The following is a 20,196-nucleotide window of genomic DNA, read 5'->3' on the forward strand; positions in this document are numbered from 1 at the left end:
CCGATGCCCGGAACGGGGCCGTCCGTGAAGGACTGGCTGGACAAGCTGGCACAGCGCGCCCTGAGCGCGCGTGCCAGGCTCCGGGCCGCGGACAAGGAGGCCGTACGGCGCCCGCAGGTTGCCGTGGTCACGGACTCCGCGGCCGCACTGCCCGCCGGATGGACGGAGCAGGCCGGTGTCGCGGATCTGGTCCGGATCGTCCCGATGCCGGTCATGGTGGCCGAGCAGATCTTCGGCGAGGGCATGGATGATCTGGGGTCGTTGCTGGCTATCGCGCTGGCGGAGGGCAAGCCGGTCCGGACGTCCCGGCCGTCCCCGGGACTGTTCGAGGCGGCGTACCGCGAGCTGGCCGCCGCCGGATTCACCGCCGTCGTTTCCATCCACCTGTCCGCGGAACTGTCCGGTACCGTCGACGCCGCCCGGCTCGCCGCCGCAAAGGTGGACATTCCCGTGACGGTGCTGGACAGCCGGACCGGCGCGATGGCACAGGGCTTCGGCGTCGTGGCCGCCGCACTGGCGTCCCTAGGCGGCGCGGACGCGGCCGTAACCGCGGCCAAGGCGGAAGCGGTCATGCGCGACTCCTCCCTGTACTTCTTCGTTCCCACCCTGGAGCAGCTTCGCCGCGGCGGCCGGATCGGAACCGCGGCCAGCATCGTCGGCACGCTGCTGGCCGTCAAGCCCCTGCTGGCCGTCCGGGCAGGCGCCATCGTGCCGCTCGAAAAGGTCCGTTCGTCCGCCAAGGCCATCGCACGCCTGGAGGAACTCACGGATCTGGACATCGCGGCGCGGACGGGAACCGTCCGCCTGGCCGTGCACTGCTTCGGCAATCCGGGGCAGGCGGACACACTGGCCGCGAGCCTGATCGCGCGGCACCCTGACGCCGAGATCGTGATCAGCCCACTGCCGGCGGTCCTCGCGGCCCACACCGGCCTTGGCGTCCTGGCCGTCGCCATTGTCGATGCCGGTCCGGCCTGACAGGTCCGGGCTGCCCGACCGGTTCAGCCCTACCGGCGACTGCTCCTCCACAGCGGAGGGCAGGCCGCCGCCTGTGCACATCCGGTACCGGCGGCCTGACCGGCTGTCCGTCCCCGCCTAGCGTTGAGGCATGGCACGGCACAGATGGGCAACCGGGACAAGGCGGCCGGCGCCGTCCGGGCGCCGGCTTCGCAGCCTGCTGGATCCGGACGGCGGTCCGGCTGCCGACCCTGATGGTGCGGGCTGGAGCGCGGCGGACAACTGGAGCCAGAGCGATGACGGAACTGATCCTCCCGCTCGAGCCGGAGACCAGACGGCCGACCAACTCGGTCCGGTCGGGAATGCTTCCTGGCCGGACGATGACGCCTCGGTGGCGGTCCCGGAACAGGCCGGTCCGCCTCGGCGCTGGCGGGTTGCGCGGGGAGCCGCGGTGGTCTGCGGCGCGGTCCTGCTGGGCTGAGCCGCCGTCATCCTGCTGAACCATGACTGGAGCCCTGCGCAGGTTTCCACCGTGGACGTTGCGGGTGTGGATGCTGTTCCCCTGGACGGTGCAGGAAGCGGGGAGCGGTCCCAGGCGGAGGCAACCGAAGCAGAGTCCGAGGCCGGCGCTGCCGAGCCAGACACGGCGGAACCGGACGATTCGGAGTCACAGGAAGGCCAGGCCGACCTGGTTGTGCATGTCACCGGGGCCGTTGCCCGCCCGGGAATCGTGCTGGCCGAGCCGGGGAGCCGGGTCTACGAAGTGATTGCCCTCGCCGGTGGGCAGATTCCGGCGGCCGACCTTGCTGCGATCAACCTTGCGGCTGCAGCGCTTGACGGGCAGCAGTTGCATATTCCCGCTGTCGGAGAAATGCCCCCGGCCGCAGCTGCAGGCTCCGGGGGTGCCGGTGCCGGCCAAACCGGTGCTGGCCAAACCGGTGCCGGCCAAACCGGTGCTGGCCAGGACGGTCCGGCGCAGCCAGGTTCCGGAAGTTCCGGCACGAAAATCAACCTGAACACCGCCACCGTTGAGGAACTGGATGAGCTTCCGCGCGTCGGACCGGTACTGGCCGAACGCATCGTGCAGTGGCGCCAGGACCACGGGAATTTCGGCACCGTGCAGGATCTTGATGCCGTCCCCGGCATTGGACCGGCCATGATGGAGGCCCTGATGGACCTCGTGACGGTCTGACATGGACCGGACCCGGTGGCGGCGCTATGTGGACGCCGCGGTTGGCGCAGGGGCTGAGGCTCACGCCGAGGAAGGCAGCGGTCCCGGGCAGCAGTATCCGCCGGAAGGCCATGACCATCCCCGGACCAGGCTCCCCTGGCGGCAGCAGCGCGCAGCCCGACGCACTCCAGGGCGGGATGAACTGCCGCCTGCCCCCAGCCGCGCCCTTCGTGATCTCCGCCTCGTGCCCGCGGCTCTGGCCGCCTGGCTTGGAGCCGCGGCCGCAGTCAGGCTCGCTCCGGCCCAGGCGTTTCTCTTCGCCGGTGTGCTGGCGGCCGCCGCCGCCGCCCTGCTCGCCATCGCCTCGCGGAATCCAGGACGGCAAGCGGTCAATGGCCAGGACGGCTGGTCGGGCGCCAGGAGCCTGCGTTCGCGCCGGCGTAGCCAGGGGAAAGGGCCGTCCGGCCTAGGCAGCCGATCATGGATTCCGGGCTGCGCCGGATTCCTGCTGATCCCGGTGGCAGCAGCTGCCTTGGTCACCTGTTCGGCCGCATTGTCCCTGGCCGCGCGGAGCAACGGACCATTCACCGACGTCGTCGCCCGCGAGGGCACGATTACCGCGGAACTGATCGCGGTGACCGATGCTCGGAAAAGCGAGCAGCCGGACCGCTTTTCCGGAGAGCAGAACTATCTGGTCGAAGCCAATATCAGGACCGGAACCTACGGCGGCGAACGCTTCACGGCCACGGGAACTGTGCTGGTTATCGGCGGCTCCGGCTGGGAAGCGGTGAGGCTGGGGGACGCGCTCAGCGCGGCCGGGTCCCTGACACCCACCGAGGCAGGAGACAAAGCCGTAGCACTCTTCTTCGCCGCAACCGATCCGAAGACCGAACCTGCCGGCGGCTGGTACCGGCTGACCGGAGACCTGCGCCAGAGCTTCGGCGAATCGATCCCCGGAGCCAATGCCGACGTCCGGGGCCTGTTGCCGGGGATGGTGCTGGGCGACAGGAGCCAGCTTCCGGCCGATCTTGAGACGGCCATGCAGAACACAGGCCTGACGCACCTCACCGCGGTCAGTGGAGCCAATTGCGCCTATGTCCTGGGATTCGTGTTCCTGCTGGCGCGCTCATTGCGGTGCCCACGTTTTCCGGCGGCTGCAGCGGCCGTTGCCGCTCTGGCCGGATTCGTCCTGCTCGTCCGGCCCGATCCGAGCGTGCTTCGTGCCGCGGTGATGGGAGCCATCGGTGTCCTTGCCGTGCTGACCGGCCGGGGGAGAACGTCCTTCGCCCTGCTGGGAGCGGCTGTGGTGATTCTGCTGGCCGTCGACCCCTGGCTCAGCGGCAGTTTCGCCTTCGTGCTCTCGGTCCTGGCGACCTCCGGGCTGGTTGTCCTGGGAAACGCGTGCGCACGGTGGCTCGGATTGTGGCTTCATCCTGCTGCTGCCGCAGCACTTGCCATGCCCATCGCGGCGCAGGCCTTCTGCGCCCCTGTCCTGATCCTCCTCCAACCCGCCATGGTCACCTACTCCGTTCCGGCGAACGTTGCAGCCGCTCCGGTGGTGCCGATCGTGACGATCGTCGGGATGGCCGGCGTTGCGGCACTGGTCGTCCTACCCGCAGCGGCACCGGCTGCCATCATGGTCGCAGGAGCAGGAGCCCAGTGGGTGGCCGCTGTCGCCCGTTTCTTCGATGGGCTGCCCGGGGCCGTCCTGCCCTGGCCGGAAGGCCGCGGGCATGGCAATGATGGCGGCCTTCGGTGCTGCTGCGATCGTTGGCCTGTGGGTCCTGGCACGGTGGGGACCACGCTTTCCCGGACTCCTGCGAACTGCGCTGCAACGTCCGCCGGCATCCGGACCGGCCAGCGTGCCGGAACCGTCGAACGGGCTGAAGCCTTCCACGGCATCGAAAGCACCAACGGGATCGAACGCACCGGCGGGATCGAAAAAATCAACGGGAGCCGGCGTTGAGTTGAGACCTCTTGCCCCTATTCCAGGCTGGGTTCTCCTGGCAGCAGGAGGCCTGCTGGCCGGTATGACTGCGGCGCTGGCCGGGCAGGCCGGCGCCGCCCCGGGGCCAGGACCGGCTGATTGGGATATTGCTGCCTGCGATGTGGGCCAGGGCGATGCTTTCGTGATCCGCAGCGGGGAGCAGGCCGGGGTCGTGATCGACACCGGACCGGATCCGGGAGCCGCCGATACCTGCCTGGACCGGTTGGGGATCGCCCGCGTCGACCTCCTTCTCCTGACGCACCTGCACCAGGACCATACCGGCGGCGTGGCCGGTATCGCGGAAGGCAGGAGCATCGGCCGAATCCTCTATTCCAGTGCCCGTGAGACCCTGCCAGCGGAAATCGCCGGCACAGCCCGGGCCAACGGGATCAGCGCGGAACGGGCCGCCGCCGGATTGGCTGGCAGGACCGGACCGGTGCAATGGCGGTTCCTGTGGCCGGAGGGTGGATCCGGCGCGCACAGCGAGAACGATTCAAGCGCAGTGCTTGAAGCCACGCTGGGCCAGGATGCCGGAACCGCATTCACGGCACTGTTCACCGGGGACCTGGAGCAGGAAGCAGCGGCGCAGTTGCTGCGCCGCCATCCGGAACTGTCCCCGGGACGCATTGCCATCCTGAAGGTGGCCCACCATGGCGCCCGGAACGGCGGAGCGCAGATCATCCGCGAACTGCGCCCGCGGCTCGCCCTGATCTCTGCGGGCCGCGGCAATGACTACGGGCATCCGCACGCCGAAACCCTTGAGGTGTTGTCCGGCACCGGCACCGCTGTGGTCCGCACGGACAGCAACGGTCAGGTCACCGTCGACGCCGCGGACGGCAGCTTGGTGATCACCACCGATCGTGGCAATGTTGATCAGTGAGCCGGCCGCCCATCGGCCGGCATCCGTACTTCCAGGAGACCCAGCACTGTGAACCCGCCAGCAGCAACCGGCAAACGAACCTCCGGCGCGAAAAGCGCCGCGCACCTGGTGGATTGGCGGGAGGCGGCACCGGCCGGCGTCGTACTGGTCACCGGACCGGAGGAATACCTGGCTGCCCGGGCGATGGACCGCATCCGCCGCCAGGTCCGGGAAAGCCAGCCGGATGCCGAACTGACCCGCCTTGATGCCTCCACGTACACCGCCGGCGAGCTGACCATGCTCGCCAGCCCCTCGCTGTTCGGAGAAGCCAAGCTGATCGAGGTCTCCGCCCTGGCGCAGATGACCGACGATTTCCTGGCCGATGCCCTCGCCTACCTGGGCCAGGCAGCAGAGGATGTTGTCCTGGTGATGCACCACGGCGGCGGAAACCGCGGCAAGAAACTGCTCGACGCCGTCAAGGCCTCCGGCGCCCCGGTGATCGAATGCCAGCCGCTCAAGAAGGACAGCGACAAGCTTGACTTCGTCAACCGGGAATTCAGGTCTGCCCAGCGCCGGCTGGATGCGGCAGCGGCCAGGGCTCTCGTGGCCGCAGTGGGCTCACAGTTGGCCGACCTCGCGGCGGCCTGTACGCAGCTGATCCAGGACACCACCGGCGATGTGACGCCGGACGTGGTGGAGCGCTACTACGGCGGACGCGTGGAAGCGACGGCGTTCAAGGTCGCCGATGCAGCGCTGGCCGGAAAGGGTGCTGTGGCACTTTCAACCCTGCGGCACGCACTCTCCACGGGAGTGGACCCGGTCCCCCTGGTGGCGGCTTTGGCCATGAAGGTCAGGACCGTGGCCCGGGTCGCCGGAAGTTCCAAGCGCGGGGCTGACCTGGCCAAGGAACTGGGGATGGCGCCCTGGCAGATCGACCAGGCCCGGCGGGATGCGCGCGGCTGGACCTCGGACGCCCTGGTCACGGCCATCAAGGTACTCGCGGAAGCCGATGCCCAGGTCAAGGGCGAGGCCAAGGACCCGGTCTATGCAGTGGAACGGGCCGTGACGACCGTTGCCCTCTCCGCCCGCAGCGGGGGCTGAAACCCCAGGCTTAAACCGCTGTGGCCGGCACCTCCGCAGGGAGGTGCCGGCCACAGCCGAAACTCTGGTGAGTCGTGAAGACGCCTTAGAGGGCGTTGACCTTCTTGGAAATCGCGGACTTGCGGTTAGCGGCGTTGTTCTTGTGGATAACACCCTTGCTAACGGCCTTGTCCAGCTTGCGGCTGGCATGGGCAAGCGCGGTACCGGCGGCGTCCTTGTCAGCGGAGCCGACAGCGGTGTTGACCGCGCGGATGGCGGTCTTCAGTTCGGACTTGACCGAGTTGTTGCGCTGGCGGGCCTTCTCATTGGTGAGAATGCGCTTCTTCTGGGACTTAATATTGGCCACTTATAAACTTTCTTGTTTTGCGGACTGGTCAGTGAGGGCATTCAAGCCGGCCATCGACTGAGCGGCGTGGGGATACCGTGGCGACCGGACTTTCAGTGCCCGTCGACCTGCGCGGACACACAGCAAATTATGTTACCAGAGGTACTGCCCGGATCTGAATGCCGCGCCCTCCGCGCGTCGCTGCTTCTTTAGCCGCACTATCCGCTCCGGCGCTCCTGCAGGGCGCGTGCGACGGCGTCGAACCGGCTTTTGTCCAGCACCGCACCTTCGCGGCGCAGGTCCCGGGGGTCGATCTGGATAATCCGGTCGAGCTTGACGTCGCTGGCACGGCCCCTGGGATCCCAGGAGCCGGAGCCGATGTCCACGTAGTCGTCATCGCGCCGGGGACCGTCGGCACCGGTAGCGTTGCGGTCCTTGCTGGTGAGCATCAGCCCCAGCAGCCGGTCGCCGGCATGGCCGATCAGCAGTACGGGGCGGTCCTTGCCCCGGCTGTGGTCCTCTTCATAGGGCACCCAGGTCCAGACGACTTCGCCGGGGTCGGGCCGGCCATCGGGATCGGGGGAGTAGGCGGTGTTCAGGCGGCCGCGGTAGTCGCCGCTGTACGGAGCGGAAAGCCCTGCCTCCGGGAATGAACCGCGGCGCGTTTCCGGCCGGGGCGTTCGCCGGCGCCGGACGCCCCTGACCACCCGCGCCGCAGTTGCCAGGGCGCGTCCCAGGGAGCGTGCGTCAAAAGGCATGCCCCAACCGTACCGGCAAATGTCCAATGCCGGCGCTGAACGTGGGAGACTGTTAACTTAGCGGTTTTCCGCGCTCCATCTGGATGTCCACGGCTAACCTCGCAGCCAGCCTCTTGGTTAACCTCTTGGCAGACCACCAGACAGATTTTTGACAGTTAGGAACCCGAGTGTCACCCATGGCCCGCACCGCACCGGTGCCTGCCGCCACCGATCCGGCGATCATCAGGAACTTCTGCATCATCGCGCATATCGACCACGGGAAATCCACCTTGGCGGACCGCATGCTTCAGCTGACCGGTGTGGTGGAGCAGCGGGACATGCGCGCCCAGTATTTGGACCGGATGGATATCGAGCGTGAGCGCGGCATTACCATCAAGTCCCAGGCCGTGCGCATGCCGTGGGAAGTGGACGGAGTCAGCTACGCGCTGAACATGATCGATACCCCCGGGCACGTGGACTTCACCTACGAGGTCTCCCGGTCCCTGGCCGCGTGCGAAGGAGCCGTCCTGCTGGTGGACGCCGCGCAGGGCATCGAGGCCCAGACGCTGGCGAACCTGTACCTGGCCATGGAAAACGACCTGACCATCATTCCGGTCCTGAACAAGATCGACCTGCCGGCCGCGCAGCCGGAGAAGTATGCGGCGGAGCTGGCCAACCTCATCGGCGGCGATCCGGAGGACGTGCTCCTGGTCTCCGGCAAAACCGGGGTCGGCGTGGAAGGCCTGCTGGACAAGATCGTGCGCGATCTGCCTGCCCCGGTCGGCGATCCGCAGGCCCCTGCTCGCGCCATGATCTTCGACTCGGTCTACGACAGCTACCGGGGCGTGGTCACATACGTGCGCGTGATCGACGGGAAGCTCAGCCCGCGCGAACGCATCCAGATGATGTCCACGAAGGCCAGCCACGAACTGCTGGAAATCGGCGTCAGCGCTCCCGAGCCGACGCCGACCAAGGGCCTCGGCGTGGGCGAGGTGGGTTACCTGATTACCGGTGTGAAGGACGTGCGCCAGTCCAAGGTCGGTGACACCGTGACCAACCTGGCCAAGCCGGCGGCGGAATCCCTGGGCGGCTACCAGGATCCCAAGCCGATGGTCTTCTCCGGGCTGTATCCGATTGATGGTTCTGACTACCCGGTGCTGCGCGATGCGCTGGACAAGCTCAAGCTCAACGACGCGGCCTTGGTCTACGAACCGGAGACCTCCGCCGCCCTGGGCTTCGGTTTCCGCGTCGGCTTCCTCGGCCTGCTGCACCTGGAGATCGTCCGCGAACGCCTGGAGCGGGAGTTCAACCTGGACCTCATTTCCACGGCTCCCAACGTGGTCTACGAAGTCACGCTGGAGGACAAGAAGGTCATCACCGTGACCAATCCGAGCGAGTACCCCGACGGCAAGGTCGCCGAGGTCCGCGAGCCGATGGTTTCGGCCACCATCCTGGCGCCCAACGAGTTCGTCGGTGCGATCATGGAGCTGTGCCAGTCCCGTCGCGGCCAGATGAAGGGGATGGATTACCTTTCCGAGGACCGCGTCGAACTGCGCTACTGGCTGCCGCTGGCCGAGATCGTCTTCGACTTCTTCGACCTGCTCAAGTCCAAGACCCGTGGCTACGCTTCGCTGGACTGGAAGGCCGACGGAGAGCAGGTGGCGGACCTGGTCAAGGTGGACATCCTGCTCCAGGGCGAACAGGTGGACGCGTTCAGCGCCATTACCCACCGGGAGAAGGCATATTCGTACGGCGTCATGATGACCAGCAAGCTGCGCGAGCTGATCCCCAGGCAGCAGTTCGAGGTGCCCATCCAGGCCGCCATCGGCTCCCGCATCATCGCCCGCGAGAACATCCGCGCCATCCGCAAGGACGTGCTGGCCAAATGCTACGGCGGCGACATCACGCGTAAGCGCAAGCTGCTGGAGAAGCAGAAGGAAGGCAAGAAGCGCATGAAGATGGTGGGCCGCGTCGAGGTGCCCCAGGAGGCCTTCATCGCGGCGCTGTCCTCGGACGAAAGCAAGGACAAATCCAAGAAGTGACCTGCACCATGAAGCCGATGGTGAGCTGATGCCCAGCGTGCTGCCCCTGGGCGATCCGGCTCCCGCGGATGGGATCCTGCCCGGCGGAGCCGCGGTCGGGGCCCGGGACCGCAAATTCGGACTCTACGTTCACATTCCCTTCTGCGCCGTGCGCTGCGGTTACTGCGATTTCAATACCTATACGGCCAAGGAACTGGGTTCCGGCGCCTCCCAGGCCGAATATGCCGGAACCGTGCGGCAGGAACTGGAATTCGCCGCCGCGGCGCTGGAGCGGTCGGGAGTACCGGCCCGTCCCATCAGCACCGTTTTCTTCGGCGGTGGAACGCCGACGCTGCTGCCCTCCGGCGACCTGGCAGCCGTGCTGCGTGCCGCCGTCGGGCTCTGGGGACTGGAGCCGGGCGCTGAGGTGACCACCGAGGCCAACCCCGATTCGGTGACCCCGCAGTCTCTGCAGGAACTGGCCGATGCCGGTTTCACCCGGGTCTCCTTTGGCATGCAGTCTGCCGTGCCGCATGTGCTCAAGGTGCTGGACCGCACGCACACGCCGTCCCGGGTCCCGCAGGCAGTGCGCTGGGCGCGCGACGCCGGCCTGAAGGTGAGCGTGGACCTGATTTACGGAACGCCGGGGGAGAGCGCCGCGGACTGGGAACGTTCGCTCGAGGAGGCGCTCAGCTACGAACCGGACCATATCTCCGCGTACGCGCTGATCATCGAAGACGGTACCAAACTGGCTGCCCGGATCCGGCGCGGGGAGGTTCCGCCGGTGGATGACGACGACCACGCTGAGAAGTACCTGGTGGCCGACGCCCGGATGCAGGCGGCCGGTCTGTCCTGGTACGAGGTCAGCAACTGGGCGCGCACTCCCGCCGACCGGTGCAGACACAATCTGGCTTATTGGCGCGGCGACGACTGGTGGGGCGCCGGTCCGGGAGCCCACTCGCACGTCGGCGGGGTCCGCTGGTGGAACGTCAAGCACCCGGCCGCCTATGCCTCCCGGCTGGCGGCAGGCCAGTCGCCGGCGGCGGGCCGCGAACTGCTGGACGCGGACACGCAGTATGTCGAGGCAGTCATGCTCCGCACGCGCCTTGCCGAGGGAATGCCCACGGCGGAACTGAACGACGCCGGCCGCATGGCTGTGGCGGGCCTGATCGCGGACGGGCTGGTGGAGGCTCCGGCCGCGCTGCACGGCACCCTCCGGCTTACCTTGCAGGGCCGGCTGCTGGCTGACGCGGTGGTCCGGAAACTGCTGGACTGACCGGCGTCAGTGGATGAGGCGCAGGTTGAGCGGGTAGCGGTACGGCCGGCCTTTGTTGACCTGGACGCCGGCGACAACGGAGCAGACCGTCAGGATGATCCACGTCAGCGCGGCCAGCACCGCGAAGACACCGCCCACCAGCGGGAGCAGCGCCAGCAGGTTGAACAGCAGCGCCAGCACCGTGGGAGGCAGGGTGAAATTCAGCGCTTCCTTGGACTCCTGGGCAGTGAACGGGCCCCGCTCCCGGAAGACCAGGAAAATGACCAGTGAGGGGATGCACCCCAGAATGCCGCCGAAGTGGGCCAAAGTAGCCCACTGCCGGTCCTCGGAAGCGGTCAGCGGCAAGGCGTTGGCCGGCGATCCTTCGTACAGCGGAGTCTGGTAGCCAGCACGGTCGTCGTGCGGAGGCTGGTGGTGGCTGGCAGTGTTGGACAAGGCTTCTCCTTTTGCCCTTGAATTGCCTTTGAGCTGGCACGGGCCGTCAAAGCGTCGGTATTACTAGGGTACTGGCTGGGAATCGCAGTTCCGGAACATCGCTGTTCCGGCACAACGGTCAGGGGACCGTCAGGAAGTCGATGACTTCTTCCACCCTGCCCAGCAGGGAGGGCTCCAGATCCGCATAGGTGCCCACCTGTGACAGCAGGCGTTTCCAGCCCATGGCCACGTCGGCGGGGCCGGCATGCGGCCAGCCGAGGCCCCGCAGAATTCCTGTTTTCCAGTCCGTTCCGCGTTCAACGACGGGCCAGGAAGCCAGCCCGATGGTCTTCGGCTTGATCGCCTGCCAGACATCCACGTACGGATGGCCGACGATCAGGACATTGCCGGCCGCTCCGGCCATGGCCATGGTTTCGGCAGCGATCCGGGATTCCTTGGAATTGGGCACCAGATGATCGACCAGGATGCCGAGCCCGCGCTGCGGGCCGGGGCTGAAGTCCCGGACTGCGCCTTTCAGGTCGTCGATGCCGTGCAGCGGTTCGACCACGATGCCCTCGACGCGCAGGTCATCGCCCCATACCTTTTCCACCAGTTCGGCGTCGTGCTTGCCTTCCACCCAGATCCGGCTGGCCTTGGCAACCTGGGCGCGCAGTCCTGCCACTTTCACCGAACCGGACGCCGTCCGCTGGACCGCTGGCTTGGGCGCGGCCGCGGCGGGAACCACCTTGACCGGGGCCCCGTCCAGCAGGAAGCCGAACCCCAGCCTGAATGATTTGACCTTGCCGCGGCGGTCCTCCAGCCCCATGACATGCATGCCGCCGGACTTCTCCACCCGGACGATTGCGCCCACCCAGCCGCTCTGGACGTCTTCGAGCACCAGCCCGATGTCGGCGGGCACTTCGGGCAGCGCCTGGCGCTTGGGTGCCGTAATATTCTGCGGACCCCACTGATAGTTGGTCATGGATCGCTTCCGGTGTAGTCGGCTGGAGAACAGCTCAATGCTAACAACGCCCCGAAACGTATTAGACTTAGCACTTAAGCCTTTCGAGTGCTAATGCATTATCTGCTAGGACTCGGGCTGCAAATCAACCGAGGAGGTGCCACGATGAGCGAACCCCGCCGCCTGGAAGTACTCCGGGCCATCGTCGAAGACTATGTCCATACCCGCGAGCCCGTCGGCTCCAAGGCACTGGTGGAGCGGCACCATCTGGGTGTTTCCTCGGCCACGATCCGCAATGACATGGCCGCGCTGGAAGAGGACGGCCTCATCACGGCACCGCACACCAGCGCGGGACGTATCCCCACGGACAAGGGCTACCGGCTGTTCGTGGACCGCATCTCCGACGTCAAGCCCCTCTCGGCCGCCGAAAAGCGCGCCATCCAGACGCTGCTGGACGGCGCAGACGACCTCGATGACGTGATGGAGCGGACGGTGCGCCTGCTGGCCCAGCTGACCAACCAGGTGGCCGTAGTGCAGTATCCACACCTGGACACGGCGAAGGTGCGCCACATTGAACTCGTCCTGCTGGCGCCCCGGCAGGTACTGGTGGTCCTGATCGCCACCACTGGCCAGGTGGAGCAGCGGGTGATCGCCATGCCGGTGGATGTCAGCGAGGAGACGCTGCTGGACCTGAGGCAGCAGTTCCTGGCTGCTGCGTCCGATTCACTGCTGACTTCCCTGCCGCAGCACCTGGCCGCCTGCGTCACCGGCGTTGCCGCCAAGGACCGCACGGCTGCCGCCACGCTGGCACATGCGCTGGAACTGTTGGCCGGCCTCAATCGTGAAGACCGTATGGTCATGGCCGGCACAGCGAACCTGGCCCGTTCCACCGTGGACTTCCCGCTGTCCATCGGTCCCATTCTGGAAGCTCTGGAGGAACAGGTGGTCATGCTCCGCCTGCTCTCGGAGATGGAACAGGACGCACGGGGTTTCTCCGTGCGGATCGGACACGAAAACCGGTACGGCGGACTGGTCGAGGCGTCAGTGGTAGCCACCGGCTACGGCCCCGACTCCTCCGCGAAGCTCGGCATCCTGGGGCCTACGCGGATGGACTATCCCTCCACTATGGCTGCCGTACGGGCAGTGGCGCGTTATCTGTCACGTATTCTGACGAACTGAAGTTTCAAGCTACACAGGAAGTGAAGTGCAATAGTGAGTAATCACTACGAAGTACTGGGTGTCGGCCGCGATGCGGGCAGCGAAGAGCTCAAGAAGGCTTACCGCAAGCTGGCGCGCAAGTACCATCCGGATGTGAACCCCGGTGCGGAGGCATCCGAGGAGTTCAAGCGGATCACCCACGCCTACGAGGTGCTGTCCGACCCGCAGAAGCGCCGCGTGTATGACACCACCGGCAACGAGAACGGCACTGACAGTGGTTTCGGCGGCGGTTATTCCGGTGCAGGCTTCGCCTTCCAGGACATCTTCGAGACCTTCTTCGGCGGCAGCGGCATGGGCGGCGGACCGGCGTCCCGGACCCGCCGGGGCCAGGACGCCCTGATCAATGTCCGGATCGATCTGAAGGATGCCGTGTTCGGTGTCAACAAGAAGATCGAGGTGGACACCGCCGTAGTCTGCCCCACCTGCGACGGTACATGCTGCCGCGAGGGTACCTCCCCCCGGACCTGCGACATCTGCCACGGCACCGGCACCGTCCAGCGGGCGGTTCGTTCCATCCTGGGCCAGGTCATGACCAACGCTCCCTGCGGCTCCTGCCAGGGCTTCGGCACCGTCATTGCGGATCCCTGCAATGAATGTGCCGGCGAAGGCCGGATCCGCAGCCGCCGGTCGCTGACCATCAAGGTGCCTGCCGGCGTCGCCACCGGAACCCGCATCCAGCTGGGCGGCCAGGGCGAAGCCGGCCCGGCCGGCGGTCCCCAGGGTGACCTCTACGTGGAAATCCGGGTCAATCCGCATCCCACCTTTGTCCGTGAGGGCGACGACCTCCATGCCACGCTGAGCGTGCCGATGACCGCGGCGGCCCTGGGCACAGACATCGATCTGGAGACCTTCGACGGCGAGCAGGACATCAACGTCAGGCCGGGCACCCAGTCGGGCGAGATCATCACCCTGCGCGGCCTCGGCGTAACGCACCTGCGCGGCTACGGCCGCGGCGACCTCAAGGTCCATCTGCAGGTCGAAACCCCCAGCAAGCTGGACGCGGCCCAGGAGGACCTGCTGCGCCAGCTGGCCCGGTTGCGCGGCGAGCAGTTCACTGAGGGAAAGCTGGCCTCCAGCGGCAGCGGGGTCTTCGCCAAACTGCGGGACAAACTCGGTAACCTCTAAGCGTGACGAACCCGATTTTCTTCGCCGAGCCGCAGGCATTGGCCCCGCTGTCGCCCGGCGCGGAATTCACGCTCACCGGACCCGAGGCCAGGCATGCTGCTATCGTGAAGCGGCTGGCGCCGGGGGAAGCGGTGGACATCGTCGACGGGAACGGGCGCCGGGTAACCGGCGAGGTTACGGAGGCGGCGCCGTCGTCCCTGACCATCCGGATCGGCGCCGTAGCCGACGACGACGTCCCGCGCCATGAGCTCATCCTGGTCCAGGCGCTGGCCAAGGGGGACCGGGATGAGATGGCCATTGAATCGGCGACGGAACTGGGCGTGGATGCCGTTGTGCCTTGGCAGGCCGAACGCAGCATCGTCCGGTGGCGCGCCGACAAGGCGGCCAAGGGCCTGCAGAAGTGGACCAACACTGTCACGGCCGCGTCAAAACAGGCCAGGCGGTCCAGGGTCCCCCGGGTGGAACCGCTGGTGGACGGTAAGGAACTGGGGCGGCTGATCGCCGGGGCCGACCTGGCGCTGGTGCTGCATGAAGACGCAGCGGACCGGCTGGCGGATGTGGTTGCCGCCCGTGCCGCCTCGCTGGGCACGGGCAGCGCCAGGGTCCGGATCCTGATGATCGTCGGGCCGGAAGGCGGCATCGGTCCCCGCGAGTTGGAGGCCTTCGAATCGGCCGGGGCCTGCACTGTGAGGCTGGGACCCCATGTCCTGCGTTCGTCGACTGCCGGGCCGACGGCCCTGGCTCTGCTCAGCCACCTGCTGGACCGCTGGTAGTTCCCGCGCAGGCCGCCCGGGGCACCTCAGTCGATGGTGAACCGTTTGGAATCCGGGTTCGCTTCCGTGACCGCCGCGTCGCCCGTCTTCGTGCCGGCGTCGGTGCCGCCGGACGCGGAACCTGAGCCTGGCGCCGCATTGCCGGGCGCCCGGTGGAAGACACGCAGCTCGTAGTTGCCCGGCGGCAGCGGAAGCGAGAAGCGGAACTTCCCGGTTTCACCCGGATGGCTGTCCAGCTGCACGGTGCCGGAAGCGACAACAGAGGCGGACTCAGCCGGCGCGCCGGTTTCCGATTCGGTGTCCTCCAGCCTCGACACCGTCCACTGCAGGGTGGAGTCAGCGGCGACACCGCTGCCGAAAACGCTGACGGAATCGGTGAGTGAGGCATCTTCCTGCGGATCGATAACCCAGATGGGCGCTGCCACGGTCGTGTCACGGGTCATTTCACCGCCCAGTTCCACATGGCCGAAGGCCTTGTAGCCGGCGTGCCCGTCGACCAGGATCACCACACTGCTGGGCCGGCCGCTGGTGATCAGTCCCGAACTGGCTGCCGCCGCCGTGGCGGTGTAGACCAGCTGCTGGACGGCGCGGTGCGCCATCCCTTCGTCGAGGGATGTTCTGAAGGCATCCGCGGAGATATCCACCGTGATGACATTCTTGCCGGAAATCGACGCGCCGATCTTCGAGGCCGGCGTCCAGGGGCTAAAGTAGTCGGGGTCGTCCGGCCCGGTGCTGGTCATGGCCTTGACCGCAGTGGAAATCGGGTCGCCCATGTCCGGCAGGTCCCGGCGGAACTCCCGGTAAAGATAGACATTCCGCGGATTGGCGCCCAGGTAGTAGACCGGTGTGACGTCCGGACCGGTGCCGCCCTCCACCGGCGCGCTCACCACCATCGGCGAGGCGCTGGCGGGCTGGTCGTGGATCGCGGGCATGGAGGTCGTCGCCGTCGTGGGCATCGAAGCCGAAGGCATTGAAGGAGAGCAGCCGATCAGGACGACGGAGGCTGCGCTGATCAGCGCCAACCCGCTCACGAAACGGCCCGTTGCTGCCGAAGTACGGTTGCTGCCGCTTGAAGTCATCCAGTCTCCTTCCCGGGTCGGCGCCGTCAAGCCGGCACAGACCGGCACGGCAACGGCAAATTGGCATGCCCATCCAGCTTGGCACACGGTTTTCAGCGCCCAGGCCTCCGGACGCAGGTCTCAACCGGACTGCAACACGATTGATGCAAAGTCGATATCTTGCCGTGCCGTGGCATGGCCGACGCCGGCCGGGTCGCCTTCTGGTTCCAGCGTGCCTGCAGCGCGGGTGACGTAACATGGTGTGTAACTCGCGCTTGGACGGGTACGGGAAGCACCGTTACCGGCAGGAGCCATCGTTGACCGAAGGGGACAGAAGGCCGGAGCGGCCGCAGATATGACGGAATCTTCACTTGGCATGGGCGCTGCCGGCATCGAATCGACCACCATCCGCTTCGACTCGACGGAACAAATGGTCCAGTCCCTGGGCGCTCATGATGAGGTTCTCCGCCTGATCGAGGAGGCCTTTCCCGACGTCGACCTCCTGGTCCGCGGCAACGAACTGTCCCTCTCCGGACCGGCCGTGACCATTGACCGGACCCAGCGCCTGCTGAATGAAGTCCGGATCCTGGCCGCCAGCGGTACCCGCGTGACGCCGCAGGTCATGCAGCAGCTGATCACGATGCTCAAGGAGCAGTCGGTGCAGCGCCCGGCCGAAGTGCTCACGCTCAACATCCTTTCGACCCGCGGGCGGACCATCCGCCCGAAGACGCTGAACCAGAAGAACTACGTCGAGGCGATCGACCGCAATACCGTGGTCTTCGGGATTGGTCCGGCGGGAACGGGCAAGACCTATCTGGCTATGGCGAAGGCAGTCCAGGCCCTCCAGCACAAGGAAGTCAACCGCATTATCCTCACGCGGCCGGCGGTGGAGGCGGGGGAGCGGCTCGGCTTCCTGCCCGGCACGCTCAATGACAAGATCGATCCCTACCTGCGCCCGCTCTACGACGCCCTGCACGACATGATGGATCCGGAGTCCATCCCGCGGCTCATGGCCGCCGGTACCATCGAGGTTGCGCCGTTGGCGTACATGCGCGGCCGGACGCTCAATGACGCATTCATCATCCTGGATGAGGCGCAGAACACGACGCCGGAGCAGATGAAGATGTTCCTGACCCGGTTGGGGTTCGGTTCCAAAATGGTGGTCACCGGAGACGTCACCCAGGTGGACCTGCCGTACGGAACGAGTTCCGGGCTGCGGGTCGTCCACGACATCCTGACGGGCATCGACGACGTCCATTTCTCCGAACTGGATGCGTCCGACGTCGTCCGGCACCGGCTGGTCAGCGACATCGTCAATGCCTACAGCCGCTGGGACGAAGTCCAGCGCTCCGGCGGAGCCGGCCAGCGGGCCGGCAGCCGGAGGGCAGCCGGACCCGCGCGCACAGGCACCCACTCGAAGGAAAGCCACGGTTCATGAGCATCGAGGTCAACAACGAATCCGCAATGCAGGTCGACGAAGTGGAACTGTCGCGGCTTGGCCGCTTCGTGCTGGACAGTCTCTACGTCCATCCGGAAGCCGAGCTGTCGATCATCCTCGTCGATACCGAGGCCATGGAGCGGCTGCACATTGAATGGATGGACGAACCGGGACCGACGGATGTCCTGTCGTTTCCCATGGACGAGCTGCGGCCCGGCACAGCGGGCAAGCCGACTCCGCCCGGGGTGCTGGGTGACATCGTCCTCTGCCCGCAGGTGGCTGAAGAGCAGGGGCGCACTGCCGGGCACAGCACCGGCGAGGAATTGCTCCTGCTGACGACGCACGGATTGCTGCACCTGCTTGGCTACGACCATGCGGAACCGGACGAGGAGAAGGAAATGTTCGGCCTGCAGCGCCAGTTGCTCTCCGCGTTCCTGGGCAGGGAGGCCCCCCAGGAGACCAAGCATTGACCGGATGGCTGCTCGGCAGCCTGGCGCTGGTCTTTGTCCTGACCGCGGCCCTGCTGACCGCTGCCGAAGCGGCATTCAGCTATCTTCCCCGCCATGACGCAGAGGACCTGATCCAGAAACCCCGCGGAGCGGCGCTCAAGGGCATTCTCGACTCCCCGGTCGCCCACATGCGCGCGCTGCGCTTCTGGCGGGTATGGTTCGAAATGGCTGCCGCCGTCGCGGTGGCCATTATTTTCCATGACCTGCTGGGGATTGTCTGGATAGCCGGACTGCTGGCGACGGTGACCATGGCCGCCGTCGGATTCGTCCTGGTGGGCGTCTCGCCGCGGCAGCTGGGCAGGCTGCACTCCAGCTCCGTGGTGATGCTGACCGCACGTCCGGTCCGCTTCCTCTGCCTGGCGCTGGGGCCCGTCCCCAAGTGGCTGGCGGATCTGGGCAGTCTGTTCGCCCCAGGTGCCCCACGCGGCGATGCGGCGTTCTTCACGGAAGAGGAGTTCCGCGAGCTCGTCGACCGGGCCACCGAAGCCGAGATGATCGAGGACACCGAAGCCGAATTCATTCACTCGGTCTTCGAGCTGGGCGACACGAAGGTCCGTGCGGTCATGGTTCCGCGGACGGATATCGTGAGCATCCAGGCCGGCTCGACCCCGAAGCAGGCGATGTCCTTGTTCCTGCGTTCCGGCTACTCCCGGATGCCCGTCATCGGTGACAGCGCCGACCAGATTCTGGGGATCCTCTATCTCAAGGATGTGGCGGCAGCGGTGCACAGCCAGACGCCCGGTGCCGCTCTTCCCCCCGTCGAGGAACTGGCCAGGCCGGTGCGCTATGTGCCCGAGTCGAAGGCCGTTGGCGACCTGCTCAAGGAACTGCAGCGCGAATCCACCCATCTGGCGATCGTGATCGACGAGTACGGCGGCACCGCGGGTCTGGTCACCTTGGAGGACCTGATCGAGGAGATCGTAGGGGAGATCGTCGATGAATATGATTCCGAGCGTCCCGAGGTCCAGGACCTGGGCGATGGTCGCTACCGGATCAGCTCCCGGATGAGCATCGACGATCTCGGCGAACTCTTCGACCTGGACCTCGACGACGACGAGGTGGACACCGTCGGCGGCCTGCTCGCTAAGACGCTCGGCCGCGTACCGATCGTGGGCAGCCAGGTGAGCGTCCAAGACATCCAGCTGCGTGCGGAGCGCATCGAAGGCCGCCGGAACCGCGTCTCGCATCTGGTTGCATGGAAGGAACCGGAGGGCCATCATGAACATACCCCTGACCAGCCGAAACAGCCTGCGGACGCAGGATCCGTGAACGGCTCCATGCCGGGCGGCGGCAATTCTTCAACGACTAACGCAGGATCGGTGGATACCAATGAGTGAACCGGAATACCGGGCAGGTTTTGCCTCGTTGGTGGGCCGGCCCAATGCCGGCAAATCGACGCTGACCAACGCCCTTGTGGGACAGAAGGTTGCCATCACCTCGGCAAAACCGCAGACTACCCGGCACACGATCCGCGGCATCGTGCACCGCGATGACGCGCAGCTGGTCCTGGTGGACACCCCGGGTCTCCACCGGCCGCGCACGCTGCTTGGCCAGCGGTTGAATGATCTGGTGGCGGACACGCTTGCCGAGGTCGATGCGATTGGATTCTGCCTGCCGGCCAACCAGAAGATCGGCCCGGGCGACCGCTTCATTGCCAATCAGCTTGCGGGGGTGGGCAGGAAGCCGGTGATCGCCATCGTCACCAAGACGGACCTGGTCGACCGCGCCGCCCTGACGGAGCAGCTGCTTGCCGTGACGGCCCTCGGCACGGAGGTGCTCGGCGATGCGGGCTGGGCCGACGTCGTTCCGGTATCGGCAGCGGACGGATTCCAGGTGGACACCGTGGCCGATGTGCTGATCGGCCACATGCCGCCCTCGCCCGGCCCGCTGTATCCGGGCGGCGAGCTGACCGACGAGCCGGAAGCGGTCATGGTCGCGGAACTGATCCGCGAGGCCGCCCTGGAAGGGGTCCGCGACGAACTGCCGCACTCGCTGGCCGTGGTCGTGGAGGAAATGGTTCCGCGCGAGGGGCGTCCCGAGGACAGCCCTCTGCTCGATGTGCGGGTGAATCTTTTCGTCGAGAGGCCGTCGCAGAAGGCCATCATCATTGGTAAGGGCGGCAAGCGCCTCCGCGAGGTCGGAACCACGGCGCGGCACGGAATCGAGGCCCTGCTGGGTACACGGATCTACCTTGATCTGCACGTCAAGATCGCCAAGGACTGGCAGCGCGATCCGAAGCAGCTGGTCCGGTTGGGCTTCTGATGCCGCA

General features: G+C 66.8%; 19 protein-coding genes. 14 read left to right on the top strand and 5 right to left on the bottom strand.

The window, feature by feature from the left end; translation table 11 throughout:
* Positions 1-24 precede the first annotated feature (24 nt).
* The 5 genes from AC5RWU_RS14370 (at position 25) to holA (ending at position 6,072) form a co-directional block, all read left to right on the top strand.
* Positions 25-975: a DegV family protein gene (locus tag AC5RWU_RS14370; RefSeq protein WP_494037039.1), complete on the top strand. Its 951-nt coding sequence runs from the start codon at positions 25-27 to the stop codon at positions 973-975.
* A 511-nt stretch (positions 976-1,486) separates the two neighbouring features.
* Entirely contained in the window at positions 1,487-2,146 is a 660-nt protein-coding gene (locus AC5RWU_RS14375; RefSeq protein WP_494031445.1) for a ComEA family DNA-binding protein, read from the top strand.
* A gap of 1 nt (position 2,147) precedes the next feature.
* Positions 2,148-4,091 (top strand): ComEC/Rec2 family competence protein, encoded by a 1,944-nt coding sequence (locus tag AC5RWU_RS14380; protein ID WP_494031446.1) that lies wholly within the window; start codon positions 2,148-2,150, stop codon positions 4,089-4,091.
* 64 nt (positions 4,092-4,155) lie between these two features.
* A complete protein-coding gene (locus AC5RWU_RS14385; RefSeq protein WP_494031447.1) occupies positions 4,156-4,992 on the top strand; it encodes a ComEC/Rec2 family competence protein in 837 nt (278 codons plus the stop codon).
* 48 nt (positions 4,993-5,040) lie between these two features.
* Entirely contained in the window at positions 5,041-6,072 is a 1,032-nt protein-coding gene (holA, locus tag AC5RWU_RS14390) for a DNA polymerase III subunit delta (protein ID WP_494031448.1), read from the top strand.
* Between the two features lie 85 nt (positions 6,073-6,157).
* On the opposite strand, the gene rpsT is transcribed toward holA, so the two are convergent.
* Both rpsT and AC5RWU_RS14400 read right to left on the bottom strand, forming a co-directional pair.
* Positions 6,158-6,418 (bottom strand): 30S ribosomal protein S20, encoded by a 261-nt coding sequence (gene rpsT, locus AC5RWU_RS14395; protein WP_494031449.1) that lies wholly within the window; start codon positions 6,416-6,418, stop codon positions 6,158-6,160.
* A 197-nt stretch (positions 6,419-6,615) separates the two neighbouring features.
* Positions 6,616-7,155 carry a type II toxin-antitoxin system PemK/MazF family toxin gene (locus AC5RWU_RS14400; protein WP_494031450.1) on the bottom strand — a complete coding sequence of 180 codons (540 nt, stop codon included), beginning with the start codon at positions 7,153-7,155 and terminating at the stop codon, positions 6,616-6,618.
* A gap of 167 nt (positions 7,156-7,322) precedes the next feature.
* On the opposite strand from AC5RWU_RS14400, the gene lepA reads away from it, so the two are divergent.
* Positions 7,323-9,176 (top strand): translation elongation factor 4, encoded by a 1,854-nt coding sequence (gene lepA, locus AC5RWU_RS14405; protein WP_494031451.1) that lies wholly within the window; start codon positions 7,323-7,325, stop codon positions 9,174-9,176.
* Between the two features lie 28 nt (positions 9,177-9,204).
* Complete coding sequence (hemW, locus tag AC5RWU_RS14410; RefSeq protein WP_494031452.1) at positions 9,205-10,431, top strand: radical SAM family heme chaperone HemW; 1,227 nt, start codon at positions 9,205-9,207, stop codon at positions 10,429-10,431.
* Between the two features lie 6 nt (positions 10,432-10,437).
* On the opposite strand, the gene AC5RWU_RS14415 is transcribed toward hemW, so the two are convergent.
* Together AC5RWU_RS14415 and AC5RWU_RS14420 are read right to left on the bottom strand one after the other, a co-directional pair.
* A complete protein-coding gene (locus AC5RWU_RS14415) occupies positions 10,438-10,866 on the bottom strand; it encodes a DUF4870 domain-containing protein (RefSeq protein ID WP_494031453.1) in 429 nt (142 codons plus the stop codon).
* A 118-nt stretch (positions 10,867-10,984) separates the two neighbouring features.
* Positions 10,985-11,827, bottom strand: coding sequence for a DUF3097 family protein (locus AC5RWU_RS14420; RefSeq protein ID WP_494031454.1), 843 nt, complete (start codon positions 11,825-11,827; stop codon positions 10,985-10,987).
* Between the two features lie 144 nt (positions 11,828-11,971).
* Between AC5RWU_RS14420 and hrcA the strand changes: the two genes are divergently transcribed.
* From hrcA to AC5RWU_RS14435, 3 genes are read left to right on the top strand one after another with little or no spacing between them, the layout of a single operon-like run.
* Entirely contained in the window at positions 11,972-12,985 is a 1,014-nt protein-coding gene (gene hrcA / locus AC5RWU_RS14425) for a heat-inducible transcriptional repressor HrcA (protein ID WP_494031455.1), read from the top strand.
* Positions 12,986-13,018: 33 nt separating this feature from the next.
* Entirely contained in the window at positions 13,019-14,149 is a 1,131-nt protein-coding gene (gene dnaJ / locus AC5RWU_RS14430; protein ID WP_494031456.1) for a molecular chaperone DnaJ, read from the top strand.
* A gap of 2 nt (positions 14,150-14,151) precedes the next feature.
* The gene (locus tag AC5RWU_RS14435; protein ID WP_494031457.1) at positions 14,152-14,922 is read left to right on the top strand and encodes a 16S rRNA (uracil(1498)-N(3))-methyltransferase; all 771 of its coding nucleotides are present in this window, start codon (positions 14,152-14,154) and stop codon (positions 14,920-14,922) included.
* A 26-nt stretch (positions 14,923-14,948) separates the two neighbouring features.
* Here AC5RWU_RS14435 and AC5RWU_RS14440 read toward each other — a convergent pair whose 3' ends face one another.
* The gene (locus AC5RWU_RS14440; RefSeq protein ID WP_494031458.1) at positions 14,949-16,001 is read right to left on the bottom strand and encodes a GerMN domain-containing protein; all 1,053 of its coding nucleotides are present in this window, start codon (positions 15,999-16,001) and stop codon (positions 14,949-14,951) included.
* Positions 16,002-16,335: 334 nt separating this feature from the next.
* Between AC5RWU_RS14440 and AC5RWU_RS14445 the strand changes: the two genes are divergently transcribed.
* From AC5RWU_RS14445 to era, 4 genes are read left to right on the top strand one after another with little or no spacing between them, the layout of a single operon-like run.
* Entirely contained in the window at positions 16,336-17,418 is a 1,083-nt protein-coding gene (locus AC5RWU_RS14445) for a PhoH family protein (protein WP_494031459.1), read from the top strand.
* Positions 17,415-17,888, top strand: coding sequence for an rRNA maturation RNase YbeY (gene ybeY, locus AC5RWU_RS14450; protein WP_494031460.1), 474 nt, complete (start codon positions 17,415-17,417; stop codon positions 17,886-17,888). The genes AC5RWU_RS14445 and ybeY overlap by 4 nt, the downstream gene beginning before the upstream one ends.
* Entirely contained in the window at positions 17,885-19,264 is a 1,380-nt protein-coding gene (locus AC5RWU_RS14455) for a hemolysin family protein (protein WP_494031461.1), read from the top strand. The genes ybeY and AC5RWU_RS14455 overlap by 4 nt, the downstream gene beginning before the upstream one ends.
* Entirely contained in the window at positions 19,257-20,189 is a 933-nt protein-coding gene (gene era / locus AC5RWU_RS14460) for a GTPase Era (protein WP_494031462.1), read from the top strand. Before AC5RWU_RS14455 ends, era begins: the two co-directional genes overlap by 8 nt.
* The last annotated feature ends 7 nt before the right edge of the window (positions 20,190-20,196 follow it).

It is taken from the genome of Arthrobacter sp. B0427-1-12 (assembly GCF_059092905.1).